Source organism: Lunatimonas salinarum (assembly GCF_017811155.1).
GTDB lineage: Bacteria > Bacteroidota > Bacteroidia > Cytophagales > Cyclobacteriaceae > Lunatimonas > Lunatimonas salinarum.
Window position 1 is genome coordinate 394,110 of the sequence record NZ_JACVCV010000001.1, and the last position, 14,285, is coordinate 408,394.

Sequence of the window (14,285 nt, forward strand, 5' to 3'; positions counted from 1 at the left end):
TAAAACAGCCCATTTCCTATCCATTATTCCGCAGTTATCTGCACATTTCGAAACATAAAGGGATTGTCGCTAATCCGCAATTCCTGCCCGCTAAAGATTTCCACGTTTTTCAAGATCACTTCTTTGGTCAGTATATAGGGATATTTTTCCACATAGCTATTATCTGTCATTTTTGGATTAAAATTACCAAAAATGGCCGGACCCTGATAGTCTTCAGGATGGTTATAATCATATATGCGCAAATTTTCAATCTGAATTCGCTCAGGCATAAAACAGGTATAGCCAAAATCATGCTGCCCGGAATTGGACCCACTAATCAAACTGGCACGGACATTCCTTCCAGCCGCTGGAACGAACACCGTGTTCTTGATGATCAACTCACCCTCCCAGGTACTTCCATAGTCAGAACGTAAATTGATCAGGTTTCTACCATAAACCGTGGAGTTTTCTAGCGTAAAAGTGCCGCTCCCAATTGCGTTGATACCTTGATGGCCCAGAATGGAGTTCTTTACCGTAGCATTGGCTACTCCCATGTGGGCATCAAACCTGGAAAAAACACACCTGTCCAAGGTGAGGTTCTTGCAATAGTTGGATCCAATAATGCCCCAGAATTGGGTATCATTTATATCATTTGTTTGGCTGCAATTTATAAAGGAAACATTCAACGCACGACCGAGGGAGATATCATAGGTACCCATTGAAACGGACACACCGGCAGCGCCGATGGTTTGGTATATCTTATGTCCCGTTAAAAGGCTGTTCTGCACCGTAACGTATGCGCATTCGCTCACATTGATAAACCCACCGTAGGGTGCCCCGTGATCGCCCTCTCCGGTTACCCGATGTTCCAATCCATCCACTAGCACATTCGAGCGCTTGATTCCAATACCCCTGCTGTAGTAAGTATATTTCGACTCCGCTTGATTTGCGATGGTGGTAAACTTGCCTCCCCGGATGGTAAGGGTTTTCTCATCCATCGGAAGTGCGGTAATATCTGTAATCTGATCAAAATCCCAGATAATAGGCGCATCCATATCCACATTTCCGGACTTATCGACTATAAAAATATCCGTTTGAGGTGCTCCGTTATTCTGGTTGGGACCGAAACGGATATACCGCTTTACGTTGGCATCGTTTACGGTGATCAAGCTGGCAGTCGGAAGGGTGACATCGATCTTGGATTGGTTGCGTTTCAGGGAAGAAATACCCTTCAATTTATACGGGCGCAGGGTAGAGTTAACCAAAAAAACCTGTGCCGTTCGGTCCTCCACTCGGGTATCATCTATGATAAATAGCGCTTTGCCAAAATCAGTGTCGGTCTGTATGATTGCAGTCCGCCTTTTTCCGCTGAGATAATAAACCGCATCGTCTTCTGCCTTTACCGCAAGCCCTTCCTGATTAGCAAAGGCGTGGGTTGCTACAATCACATCAAAATCATCGGTTATACCGTCTCCTTTGGCTCCCAAATCTCCATAGCCGACCCAGCCTTTCGACCGGAAAGCCTCCGCATCATTTGGGGCCACGTTTACCGAAATTTTACCCTTTGAATTCGTTCGAACTTCCGTCGTTCGACCTTTCGATGTGATGGATACCTCGTCTTGCTTGACGGTTGACTGCCCAAAGCCCATGCCTACTAGGCTTACTACTAGGACAAAAATAAAGATGGATTTCATTCTTGGTTCGTTTTATCCCTTCCTACCAATTTGCGGGTATAAGGGCCGTTATTTAGGTGAGTTAATTGCTAAAGATGCACATAAACCGTAAATTTTCAGTCCCGATCATGTAAAAGTTGATCTACCCATGCAAAAGATACGCGCGATCCCCATAGTTCTTTGTTGCCTTTTGGCAATTTCAATGGTGCACCACGGAAACGCAAGACAACAACCTGCTGTTAAAGCTGTAAATGACCGAACGAATAGCACCATCCCCATTCGCTTTGACGATACTTCGCAGGCCCTGTGGCAAGCGGACTTTGAACTGGTAGCGATACCTTCCTCCAAAGACGGCGTGGAGCAAAAAGCCTACCTCTACAAGGCAAAATCTACCGAACCCCGGCCTTTAATTGTAAGCCTTCATACCTGGAGCGGAACCTATGAACAAAAAGATGATCTGGCCCTGCTTTGCAAGCAAAAGGACCTAAATTATATTCATCCGGATTTTCGCGGCGCCAACCGCACCTTCGATGCCTGCTGCAGTGAACTCGCCTTGAGCGATATCGATGACGCCATTGCCTATGCCTTACGAAACGCCCCGGTGGACACTTCCAAAATATACGTTATCGGCGTGAGTGGAGGAGGATATGCCACGCTAAGCACCTTTATGAAGTCCGTCCACCCTATCAGGAAATTTTCGGCATGGGCATCCATTTCCGATTTGACGGCCTGGCACCATGAGAGTCAAATCAGAAAAAATCGCTATGCAAAAGACATCTTGGATTGTACGGGGTCCGGAGCCTCGCTTGACACCCTACTCGCAAAGGCACGCTCTCCTCTTTTTTGGGAGACACCTACCGAAAAACTGAAGCAGGCCGAACTCCATATTTACGCAGGAATTTACGATGGTATACAAGGCAGTGTCCCCATCACCCATTCCATCAATTTCTACAATAAACTGCTAAGAGATCAGGGCATAACCGATGTCAACCACTACGTATCTGATACGGAAAAGCTGACGCTGCTGGAGAGGCGTCAACCCTTGGGGGAATTCGGCAGCATCGGTGGTAGACGCGTTTGCTTGGTGAAAGAATCCGGCAGCCTTCGAATCACCGTATTCGAAGGAAACCACGAAATGTTAACGGAATATGCCCTGGAAAAATTAGTGGGTGAATAACTTGTAGAATGATACTCGGATTCCATAAAAGGGAGAAAACAGCCAATACAAACCGCCGCAATTCCAGGCAAGGAATGAAAAATCCAAACCTACAAACTGCTCCCTTTAGTAAACCCGAAAACCACTTAACCGCTGCTTACTTGGATTACCAAAAGGAAGCCGCTAAGTGGTCACGGGGCACTCCTGGAAGATGACCAAGGCTACTTGCTAGGTTTGATCGCCCCTTTAAGTATCAGATATCCTGCAAAGCCCGACAACAACGAAGCCATCAGAATTCCCATTTTGGCCTGACCTATCATCATGGGGTCCTCAAAAGCCAGGGAATTTATAAAAAGGGACATGGTAAACCCTATAGCCGCCAAAAGTGAAATCCCCAACATCATGGATGTGTTGATGCCTTTTGGTTTTTTAAACCACCCAAGCTTGATCCCCAACATAGACAGACCAAAGACGCCCAGCAACTTACCGACTACCAGTCCAATGCCTACACCTAGGGCCACTTGACTACTGATCATTTCCAGCCAATCATTTTCAATGGCTACACCCGCATTGGCCAGCGCAAAAATGGGCATGACGACGAAAACTACTAGCCCATGCATGCTTCTCTCCAACCGTTGCAGTGGCGATATGGATGCTTTGGACAATCGCTTAATTTCACCAATGATATTTTCCTCATCTGAAGTGAGCAGGTATTTGTCGTTTTTGGCGCGGCTGGCAATTTTGAATTTTTCGGTGAGCTCCGATATGGCTTTTAGGTAACGTGCCTTGTCAACTCTTCTATCAGCCGGAATAATGGAGGCCACTAACACGGCAGCCACCGTCGCGTGCACACCAGAAAGCAATGTAGCAAGCCACACCCCTCCAATCCCCAGCACAGCATACACTAGCACACTCCGTACCCCGACTAAATTTAAACCTATCATGAGTGCAAAAACAGACGCTCCATAACTCAGGTCGATTAATGAGATTTCCGAAGTATAAAAAAATGCAACAATTAGTACCGCACCTAGGTCATCAATAATCGCCAAGGCAGTAAGAAACACTTTTAGCTGTATGGGAACCTTGGGCCCCAAGAGGTATAATACCCCCAACGCAAAAGCAATGTCTGTGGCCATCGGAATCCCCCAACCATTCATGGCTGCCGGATTTCCACTACTGTTAATGGCAACGTAAATCAACGCCGGAAAAACCATCCCGCCGATGGCTGCTACAATTGGCAATAGCACATTCCTGGGATTGGACAGTTCTCCAGCAATTATTTCCCGCTTCAATTCGAGTCCAACCACAAAGAAAAAAATAGACATCAGACCATCATTGATCCAAAGCAACAAGGATTTATATACGCTGAATTCCCCTAGTGTAAATCCAATCCGTTGGCTTAACAACCATTGAATGGACTCATTTGCCGGAGAGTTTGCCAAGATCAACGCCAATAGTGCGGAGAAGAAGAGCAAAAACGAGCTAAAGGTGCTCTTTTGGATAAATTGCACCAAGGGGCTAAGCGTACTAAATACGAGTTTTTGAGCCGTCATATCATCTTTCTATTGATTTGAAACTTCATACGGATTTGAACAAAAAATAATTATGGGTTCCATAAATATTTTTGATATTTCCGAAAATCCCAAATAAACTAAGGATTTGACTTTCTTATACGGATAAACTTAAAAAAAGATTGCTTTGCTTACAAAAAATAATTATCCCTACTTTATAAAAGTAAAACTACTACCGGGTAGGTGCGGTAGCAGGTCAGAAGCTCTTTCCCGTCCACTTACCATAACTTTCTTTAGAGCACGAACCTTCGATTTACTTCTATATTTGCTATTGCCAAATACACCCTTGTTACATAATAAACCTTCTTCTTTCCTTCTTCATTGTCGAGTCGCTATTTGCCTGATTTTTTACAGTCTTTGTCCAACTGTTCTTTTGTCGGCTGTGTGTGCTTTTATCAATTCAGGATTGAGGATGATTTTTCCTTTGGGTGTACAGCTTCCCCAACGTGTCGGCATATCCCGTAAAACAATAGAACTTGGCTCTACTTTGTGCTTTTTAAAATTTTCGATTAGGGGTTTTGCAATGGAGTGGAACTTTTCTCTGGCATGTTCCAGGTACCATTCATTCAATAACTCCTTTGTTCTCGCCCTGTTAATAGTGGTGACCAAAATGAATTTCCCCTTTAGCTTAACAGACTCCTCTTTGCCCTCTTGAATTTGCAAACGATATTGTCTGCCCATATACAAATGTGTTTCTCCACTGATGAATTTTCGTTGAGGGGTCTTGGGGTGAAAGGATAAAAAAAAGCTTTGCTGCTTGATTATCCAGGGTGCTTTTTTTCGTATTTTTTCTTTTATTGTTTCCAGAGATGTGTCTGTCGGCGCTTTTACCAATACTTCCATTTCAGGTGTCACTGTAATCCCAAGTGATTTCCTGTTGGAATACTCCAAACGAAAATCTATTGTCCTGCTTCCGAATTGTATGGCTGCTGTCATTATTTGTAACGGAGTTTGGCTACTTCAATACAATTTTCTGCAATCTTGTCCATGTCATTAAATATCAAGTCCACACTGTATTTATCTCTCACTTCATCAATCAAATAATCGCCAATTTCGATTAGCAATTTTCCTGTGATATTGGTTTTGTACTGCCAGTCAACAATAGGTTTACCATTGTCCAAAACGGCATCTTGAATTAAATTGTCAATTTGTAAAGCTGTTTGTATAGAGATTTCTCTTCGAATTACATCATCCTGAATTTTTTCTGAAAGAGCTTCAATTGTCAAGCCGTAAAATGCTTTGGCAACGTCTCTGTCTTTCAATTGCTCCGGAATATCCTGGTCGGTATGAGCCAATACATTGTTCATGATGTCCTGAACTCTGCGCAGGTATTGCGCTTCACTGATTCTCTTGGCCTCATAGTCGGCTATGGTTTCTTTTAGCATTTGCGAAAACTTTTTATAGAAAGCGGGATCTTCATCCATTTTCTCGGTGATGTGTTTCGCTGTTCTACTGGCGATTTTATCTGCTTTGGCAGCCTTGCCTGTCGTATTTTCTACTTCTTGCCTAAATTTCTCTTTGTCGAAAATATTTACCAGTTCCGTGATCGTGTCAATTTTCTCCGTGGTGATGTGTGTATCAATCAGCTTTTGGATTTGCCCTTCGTATTGTTTGTAGTCAATTTGATCACTGTATCGTTCGACAACTGCCAAACGCAATTTCAGAAACATGGCCAAATCTTCCTTGTATCGGTTGATCACCTTTTCCTCAACCTCTTTATGGAACTGAATGGAAGACAAGGCTAGCTTCAAACCCTTAGCAAAGGCAGCAAGTTTATCATAAAATAAAACCCGTATTGCTTCATCTTTCAATAATTGCTGATAGGCCTCAGCATCCCGCTTGTTGGCAATGGTTTTGAAAATATCCCAAAGTTCGGAATGCTTCTGGGGAAGCTTTTTGATTTCTTCAGAAATATTGGTGAGTGTCCCCGCCAAATCTTCTTCATCAAAATCATCAAAGGAAGAATTTAGCTGCAAGGCATCATCCAGATTTTCAATTACACCATAGTAGTCAAGGATGTAGCCAAATTCTTTGTCAGGATAGATACGATTTACCCTTGCAATGGCTTGTAAAAGTTTATGTCCTTGCAGGTTTCTGGTAAGGTATAAAACGGTGTTTTTGGGTTCGTCAAAACCAGTAAGCAATTTATCAACTACAATGATAATTTCCGGATCTTTCTGATTTTTGAAACGGCTGATAATGTTCTTTTCATAGCTTTTTGAATTGCCATGTTCGTCCATCATCTTTTTCCAAAACTGATTTTCCTTTTCGGTGGACTTTTCATACGCACTGTCTTCTCCTTCACGTTCGTCAATGGATGAAATCAATACTTCGCAGCTTATGATCCCAATTTCGTCGAGGAATTCTTTGTATTTGATAGCATTCACTTTTTTATCGCAAACCAGCTGACCTTTGAATGGCGTTGTTTCCTGCCAGTTGTCCCGAAAATGATAGCTAATGTCCCAGGCAATCATGCGCATTTTTTGCTCGGCTGAGTTCAAGTGATCATATCGTGCAAACTTCTTCTTAATGTCTGTTTTTTGGTATTCGGTTAATGGTTCTGCAACCATTCCAAAAAAAGTATCTATCGGACTTGCATTCACATCTTGCTTTGCCAATCTTCCTTCATACAAAAGCGGTACTACCGCATGGTCTTTTACGGCCTGGTCAACGGTGTAGGCGTCTATTACTCCACCAAATTTTGCTGCGGTACTTTTGTCCTTCTTGAAAACCGGCGTTCCGGTCATGGCAATGAAACAGGCATTGGGCAATGTCTTTTGCATATCCACATTGAAAGTTCCGTGCTGTGTTCGGTGACCTTCATCTACTAAAACAAAAATGTCGTGACTATCTAAGGGCTTACTAATTTTCTTAACTGCCGCAACAAACTTATTGATGATGGTGGTTACCACCGCATCGCTTTTGCTTTCCAGTAACTCTACCAACCGTTGCCCAGTAGTGGCGTTTTCTACAAACTTGCCACACTTTCTGAACGTACTGGTAATCTGATTATCTAAATCGGTTCTATCAGTTACCAACACAATTTTTGGATTGCGAATGCTGGGCTCCAAAGCAATGGCTTGAGCCAGCATTACCATGGTTAACGATTTTCCACTTCCTTGGGTGTGCCATATTACGCCTCCCTTTCGCTTTCCGTTTGCTACATTTCGAATCCGCTGCATGGATTTCTTGATGGCGAAAAACTGCTGGTATCTAGCAACTTTCTTTGTGCCGCTGTCGAAAAGAATAAAATTGAAAATAATGTCCATCAACCGGTCGGGACGGCACAAACTGTATAAATACGTATCTTGTTCTGTGGGAAGTATTGGTTCCTTTTCTAAAGCATCAAAATATTGTCTAACGTATTTGAAGCGGTCAGAAAATAGTTGCGCTTTCTCTTTCAAAAAAAGTGGCCGATTTTTCAGTTCTAGTAGTTTGTTTTTGTAGTTTCGTTCCTCATGCTCATCGCTGAATTTCTCCTGCCACTTTGCCCAAAACTTTTCTGGGGTAGCATTGGTGGCATAAGCAGCTTCCTGTGTGGCAATGCTCAGTGTCAATTGTGAATACACATACAAATTACGGATGCCATCTTCCTGCTGATTACGCAAATGCTGGCTGATAGCCTGTTTCAAGGGCTCTTTCATATCAGGACGCTTACACTCAATGATGCAAAGGGGAATGCCGTTGACAAACAAGACCAAATCGGGGCGGTAATGCTCTTTGCTTGTGCTTCGCATCACGCTGAATTCTTCGCTTACATGAAATACATTGTTGCTGATGTTTTTCCAGTCAATGTACTGCAGCGTAAAACTCTTTTTGTCGCCATCTACACTTTGCTCCAATGCCTGACCCAAAGTCAGCAGGTTATAGGCTTTTTCACTGGCAGCAATGTAGCCTTCGTTCATGGGCAGGTTTTTCAATGCCTGAATACCACGTTCGATATTCTCATCCGTAAAAATGCTGGTTTTGCTGGCACTTACCCGTATGCTGTTGATTTCTTTCAACTGCTTCCTCAGCACTTCTTCCAACAAGACATTCGTCGTTTTTCCACCCCTAAGCCGGTCAGTTTCTGCTGGACTCAAATAGGTATAGCCCAAATTCACCAGCATCTCCAATGCGGGTATCTGGCTGATATGGTCTTCTTTAAGGCTTGGTGTGTCCATAACTTGTAATTCATTTGTGTCATGTGTAGAAAAGTACGGTTTTCTATACATGATGCTTTTCTCCTGTGTATTTTTTACCAGTTTCCTTTACATGAACCAGTTTTTCCCAAGGATGTCCTGTTCTATTTTGGTTTTGTAGAACTTATACTTAGAATTAAAATTCTTTACATGTCGCCTTTGTCATGTAAAGAAAATGGCACTTTTCTTTACATGTTCTGGATAATATGCCAAGATTTTACCTGTTTTCTTATCATGTTCCTGTTTTTGAATTCACATTAGCCAGCAATTCCAATAGTTCATGGTTGACATAGTAATTGTCTTTCCCTAGCTTATGCTTGTGTACAATATTGATAGCCATTAATTCATCCAGATATCGGGTTGCTGTTGGTCTGCTAACCGCTAGATCAGCCATCACAAACTCAATTTTCGTGTAAGGATGTCGGAATAGATTGTTCAACAAATCCTGACTGTATATTTTGGGTAATTCTCTTCTTAGTTTGTGCTTGTGCTTTTGCATGATGGCCTTAATGCCGTCTATTAGCTTGATGGTTTGCAAAGAAGTCTGCTCAACACCTTCAAGTATATACAGCACCCATGCTTCCCAGGTATTTTCCGTTCTAACTTTTTGTAATAAGCGGTAATAGTCGCTTTTATTTTGATTGATGTAACGGCTCAAATACAGAATGGGTAAATTCAATAAGCCCTCTTTTACCAAATATAGAATGTTGATAATCCTGCCAGTTCTTCCGTTTCCATCATAGAAGGGGTGAATGCTTTCAAACTGATGATGAATAACCGCCATTTTTACCAAGGGATCCCAATCGCTCAGATTTATAATACTTATTAAGAGCCTATAATTACCAACCCGCTTTTCTCCAATTTTACTACGGTTCATTAAACCTATTCTTAATTCGATTCTCTATCGCACTCGGCTGTCGCTTAAATACCTTGCTCAGCTCCATGGGATCCTGAATCTCAGCGTAAACCTTCTTCAGCCGCTCTTCTTCCTTCGGACTCCAATACTCATAAGCCCGGGGATAATTCTTGCGGGTCTCTAACTCTACCACACCAAAACCCAAAGTATCCCGCTTGGGTAGCTGATCCACTTCCTTTACGATCGCTTCCAAGTCAAGGGTTTTCCTTTGGATTGCCTGAGCTAGGGGAACTAGTTTTCTTCCTGTAGGTACTTTTCCCGGAGTAGATTCAAAAAACCAATTCACCTGAGTTCCCCTCGTTTCTTCAAAGCGGCACTGAGGAATCAGGTAAAGCTGATTCTCCTTGCACAAGCGGTGCAGAAATTCCCGAAACTTGACCCCCTGATGCCGGTCCCGCTCAATCAGCCCCTGCCTTGCCAAGATCTCATAAACCTCATTCGAACGCAAAGGCCCCACCATCCGCTCCCGATCAAAATATTCTTGAAGGGCTTGGGAAATGCGAAGGGCAAGGGTGGTATCGGCGGTGGAGATGGTCATTTTATTTTCTTATAATGAAATTGGAATTACTTGCCTCAGTTCGCTTAGATTTATTTTACCTATGGTATAGGCTTTTAGTATGATCTTTGTACTTTTGAATCATTATCAAGATTTACAGCGTTCTACGCTAGAACATTCTATATAAACCGATCAATCTTCCAATCGGTAAAGATAAGTCGACTCGGTTTGGGCCGCTAGCCCAGATCGGGCCGCAACAAAGTCCTCGGTTCTTGAACCGAGGCTTTTTATTTTCTAACAATTCCAAATTCATCAGATCTACTGGCTTGCTTTAACAGAATAGGTTCTAACTTTTCGAATAGATGTTCAATTCCAAATTTTTTCAAACTTCCCTTTGGATATTCTTTGCGGTAAAGAAGGTGAGCAACCAAATCCACCGATTGAAGAAAATAGGAATGATACGAGGATCTCGAAAAGGTGTCTTCGATAACATTATCAATTGGGGCATTATAGGGTTCGGAAAAATGAGACGGCGTAGGATTATAAATTCTCATTTTACGCTGCAAAGCCATCAGTTTTAGACTATCCGTAACCTCTAAATTAGGTAACATCACCCTTAAAATGACACTTCCGCTGATAAATTACCTGTAGAATCTTCGGATAGGCTTTCCGGCCTGGGTTTACGTTTAATGAAGTCGATCTATTAAAAAAACCCTTTCAAGCTGTCAAGCGTAATACCAAAAATCTCCCCGAGGAGACTATCCATTTGCTCAGCAGGACCCTCAAAGTGATAGGTGCGGTGAACATGTTCCAACCGCCCCCCGGGCGAAAGGAATGCCGCAGGGGACACCGTTTCCAACTCATAGAATGGCCCCATCTGTGTGCCGTCCTCTAATGGTCCATCGTTATAGGAATTAATCGCATCGCCAGCATATGGAAAATCCTGCGGACCCCACACTTGATTCAAATAAGGCAGATCCTCCATTGGCTTATTGTAGGTGACCACAGTCAATACATTATTTTCCACATCAAAACTTCCCAGCAGGGATTTGGCCCTCTTTGGCGACAGCCCCAATTTGCTTCGATATTTTCCGTCTCCCCGAAAAACCAACAGACCATCAGCGGCACGAATCCGGTCATCCGGAATTTCTCCGAAATAGTCCGTGGTTGCGATGTCTCCAAGCTCATCCTCAGACCCGTCGACGTATGGAACTAATACCAGCAAATTATCTGAGGGATTAAACATCCCCAAAACCCACAAGCAAAGGGCGCCCTTTTCCTCCTCCCATGGTGACAGACCCGTATTCGTCACTCCGTTCACCGATTCGAATCCTACCCACGAAACCGATCCGGGAAGTGAAATGCCCAAATCCTCCTGCATGCTTTCTGTGGCAACCAAGCTGACTGTTCGGTCCAGCTTCGCTCTAAACGTTGTTCCCGAGTAGTTTTCTAATTCCAAACTTTTAGTCATAACCACACTTTTTTCGGTGGATTCAACCAAGTCCCAAGCCTCACTATCGATGCCTGCCGGTGTCTGCCAGTTTTCAAAGACCATCTCAGATCCCGGTGGAAAATAGATGGAAAAAGGGCCTCCCTCCGGACCAAGCCACAGTCTGTCCTCTCCCCCATAAGCATTGATATGAGCTGCAACAGTTCCTGATCCAATGGCGTCGTAGTTCATCCATCCGTAACTGGTGCCCGATAGGCCCTTTGCAGTGCTGGTAAAAACCTTCCCTTGAAACCGCGGAGAAAGCAGGATCTGGGAGCCTCCATCCGCCAAGACAATAAAACTCTCATCAACGCCAGCCAAAAAATCTACATCGTAGCCAAAACTTCCTTCCGCATAGGGTTGGATTTCTTCCTCCTGAATATCTCCTTTCTGGCAGGAGCAAAAGCAAAGGAACACAATGGGAAAAAACAGGATTCTCGCCAAATTCATACGTATCATGGTTTTATAAGTAAAAATAGTCAATTTTGAGTAACACCAGGGACAAAAGCGTACAAAGGTTGCTGTAGAAACATAAAATCGGCAAATCAACAACCCATCGACAAAATGCGCCACACTGGTTCCGTCCATGAAAAACGCACCCAAAAGTGTCCTTTAAAATAAAACCGTTCGGATGGGATACCTCCATGGGTGAAACCATCGATCCAAATTTAATTGCTCTGTGACAACACGCTATCCGTATTTGAAATCCTGCCAAAAAAAGTTAGACTTGACAAAATTATTCAAAGCAAAATTGATCAAAATGGACAGCTTCGGCGAAACGATAAGAAAACTTCGGGTCGATATGGAATTGCCCCTGCGTACCGTTGCCGCATACCTCGATATTGACCAGGCGATTTTGAGCAAAATTGAACGAGGGCATCGGAAGGCGAGCCGTGAACAGGTGATAAAACTTGCCGAGTATTTCAAGATTAAAGAAACGGAATTGCTTGTTTCCTGGCTGTCTGACAAGCTGATGCATGAAGTGGCGAATGAAGAGGTGGCTTTGCAAGCGTTGCAAGTGGCAGAGGAAAAGGTAGGTTATCAAACATTATCAAAAGACACGATAAACACACTGATATCAAACATAAAAGGCATACTCGAAAGTGATGGCAGGGTAGCTTCTGCTTGGCTTTTTGGTTCAATGGCAGGGTTAGATGCCAAATCAACGAGTGATGTTGATATAATAATTGAATTCAACGAGAGAAAAAGGTATTCAATGTTTGATCTTTTGGATATTGCTTATCTCATAGAAACCAAGATTAACAGGAAAGTGGACATCACAGAAAAAGGGCAATTGAAAACTTTTGCGCTTGAAACTGCAAACAAAAATTTGAAAAAAATCTATGGACAAGCCCACACCAAGAGAAAGGGCTGAACATGTCCTTGAAGCAATTGAATTAATCAAGGAATATGTTGATGGTGTGGACGAAAACACCTCTTTGGAAGACCTAAAAATTCAAAGTGCCGTTCAGTATCAGTTTTTAATTATAGGTGAAGCTAGCCGTCATACAGATGACCGCATTTTAAATAAATACGAATATGACAACCCAATACTATACGCTAGAAGATTTCCGTAAAGTGGAAAAAATAGATGCCCATATGCATATGTGGGAGGATTTTGACACCTTGTTTGCCGATCAGGCGATCCTTGATCATTTTTCGCTGGTAAACGTAAGCGTTTTTACCACCCCCACCCAAAGTCCGAGACAACAGGATGAATTCTCGCTCAGCATACTCCCCCGATACCTTGGCAAGGTCCATTTTATCACTACATTTTCGTTGGAGGGCTTTCACCAACCCGGATGGGTGGAATCTGTGGTAGTTTATCTGTCCGAGATGGTAGGCAAAGGCGCAATTGGGGTAAAGGTCTGGAAAAACATCGGAATGGACCTGAGGGATAAGAACGGCGATTTTGTCATGATCGACCATCCTGCCTTCAAACCGATCATCGAGTTCCTCATCCAACAAAACATCCCGCTACTGGCACACCTAGGTGAACCAAAAAATACTTGGCTGCCCCTCGAACAAATGACGGTGCAAGGCGACCGGGCTTATTTCAGGGAAAATCCCGAATACCACATGTTTTTGCATCCTGAATACCCCAATTACGACCAACAAATTGCGGCCCGTGACCGCCTCCTTGAGAAACATCCGACGCTTAATTTTATCGGGGCCCACTTGGGAAGCTTGGAATGGAGTGTGCAGGAACTGGCCAAAAGGCTAGATAGATACCCGCACATGAACGTGGACCTTGCGGAACGCATCTCTCACTTGCAGCATCAGGCAGTAAGCGACGGGCAAAGTGTCCGCGATTTTTTGATCAATTACCAAGACCGTATTTTATACGGGACCGACCTTAGAAGCAACGCTCTCGATATAACGACGAAAGGGCTAACTACTAAATCCGACCTGATGGAACATGCCCATCAGGTTTGGCTTCGGCATTGGCGCTTCTTCGTGACCGACGAAAAGATGGAGGCGCCCAAAGTTACAGGAAGCTTTCGCGGAATGAAGCTCCCGAAAACGGTTGTAGACAAAATTTATCGGACAAATGCACTTCGTTGCTATCCAAAGTTGGCAGAATAGGAATAGGTAGCCCTATACCTATCCAGCTTCGTGCAGCAAATCCTACAAAAGGACAAAATTATCTATTATATTTTTTGACAAATTTAAAAAGATACCTAACTTATGAAGCCATAAGCCACTATTATTTCGGCATTTGCGAAGATATGCGAATCAATCCCTACTTTGGGAATTTGATGTGAAAAGTGTTGCCTGAAGCCGAGCAAACCATTTGTTTGTTTCACCCGATTTCGCTGCTTTT

General features: G+C 43.3%; 11 protein-coding genes. 4 read left to right on the plus strand and 7 right to left on the minus strand.

The features are described 5' to 3' along the window. Positions 1-23: 23 nt before the first annotated feature. On the minus strand, positions 24-1,673 hold the full coding sequence (locus tag IAQ59_RS01615; protein WP_209329005.1) for a hypothetical protein: 1,650 nt from the start codon (positions 1,671-1,673) through the stop codon (positions 24-26). Positions 1,674-1,800: 127 nt separating this feature from the next. Between IAQ59_RS01615 and IAQ59_RS01620 the strand changes: the two genes are divergently transcribed. Continuing rightward, positions 1,801-2,829 carry an alpha/beta hydrolase family protein gene (locus tag IAQ59_RS01620; protein ID WP_245189356.1) on the plus strand — a complete coding sequence of 343 codons (1,029 nt, stop codon included), beginning with the start codon at positions 1,801-1,803 and terminating at the stop codon, positions 2,827-2,829. 200 nt (positions 2,830-3,029) lie between these two features. Here IAQ59_RS01620 and nhaA read toward each other — a convergent pair whose 3' ends face one another. From nhaA to IAQ59_RS01650, 6 genes are all read right to left on the minus strand, one after another. Further along, on the minus strand, positions 3,030-4,361 hold the full coding sequence (nhaA, locus tag IAQ59_RS01625; protein WP_209329006.1) for a Na+/H+ antiporter NhaA: 1,332 nt from the start codon (positions 4,359-4,361) through the stop codon (positions 3,030-3,032). A gap of 366 nt (positions 4,362-4,727) precedes the next feature. Continuing rightward, the gene (locus IAQ59_RS01630; RefSeq protein WP_209329007.1) at positions 4,728-5,315 is read right to left on the minus strand and encodes a M48 family metallopeptidase; all 588 of its coding nucleotides are present in this window, start codon (positions 5,313-5,315) and stop codon (positions 4,728-4,730) included. Further along, positions 5,315-8,542, minus strand: coding sequence for a type I restriction endonuclease subunit R (locus IAQ59_RS01635; RefSeq protein ID WP_209329008.1), 3,228 nt, complete (start codon positions 8,540-8,542; stop codon positions 5,315-5,317). The genes IAQ59_RS01630 and IAQ59_RS01635 overlap by 1 nt, the downstream gene beginning before the upstream one ends. A 250-nt stretch (positions 8,543-8,792) precedes the next feature. Next, positions 8,793-9,437, minus strand: coding sequence for a Fic family protein (locus IAQ59_RS01640; protein WP_209329009.1), 645 nt, complete (start codon positions 9,435-9,437; stop codon positions 8,793-8,795). Beyond that, positions 9,427-10,014: a hypothetical protein gene (locus IAQ59_RS01645; RefSeq protein WP_209329010.1), complete on the minus strand. Its 588-nt coding sequence runs from the start codon at positions 10,012-10,014 to the stop codon at positions 9,427-9,429. Before IAQ59_RS01645 ends, IAQ59_RS01640 begins: the two co-directional genes overlap by 11 nt. Positions 10,015-10,675: 661 nt before the next feature. Continuing rightward, positions 10,676-11,911: a DUF6786 family protein gene (locus IAQ59_RS01650; RefSeq protein WP_209329011.1), complete on the minus strand. Its 1,236-nt coding sequence runs from the start codon at positions 11,909-11,911 to the stop codon at positions 10,676-10,678. Positions 11,912-12,188: 277 nt separating this feature from the next. On the opposite strand from IAQ59_RS01650, the gene IAQ59_RS01655 reads away from it, so the two are divergent. The 3 genes from IAQ59_RS01655 to IAQ59_RS01665 are packed head-to-tail and all read left to right on the plus strand — an operon-like array spanning position 12,189 to position 14,047. Beyond that, a complete protein-coding gene (locus IAQ59_RS01655; RefSeq protein WP_209329012.1) occupies positions 12,189-12,836 on the plus strand; it encodes a helix-turn-helix domain-containing protein in 648 nt (215 codons plus the stop codon). Continuing rightward, positions 12,805-13,038 (plus strand): HepT-like ribonuclease domain-containing protein, encoded by a 234-nt coding sequence (locus IAQ59_RS01660; RefSeq protein WP_209329013.1) that lies wholly within the window; start codon positions 12,805-12,807, stop codon positions 13,036-13,038. The genes IAQ59_RS01655 and IAQ59_RS01660 overlap by 32 nt, the downstream gene beginning before the upstream one ends. Then, complete coding sequence (locus IAQ59_RS01665; protein ID WP_209329014.1) at positions 13,001-14,047, plus strand: amidohydrolase family protein; 1,047 nt, start codon at positions 13,001-13,003, stop codon at positions 14,045-14,047. Before IAQ59_RS01660 ends, IAQ59_RS01665 begins: the two co-directional genes overlap by 38 nt. The last annotated feature ends 238 nt before the right edge of the window (positions 14,048-14,285 follow it).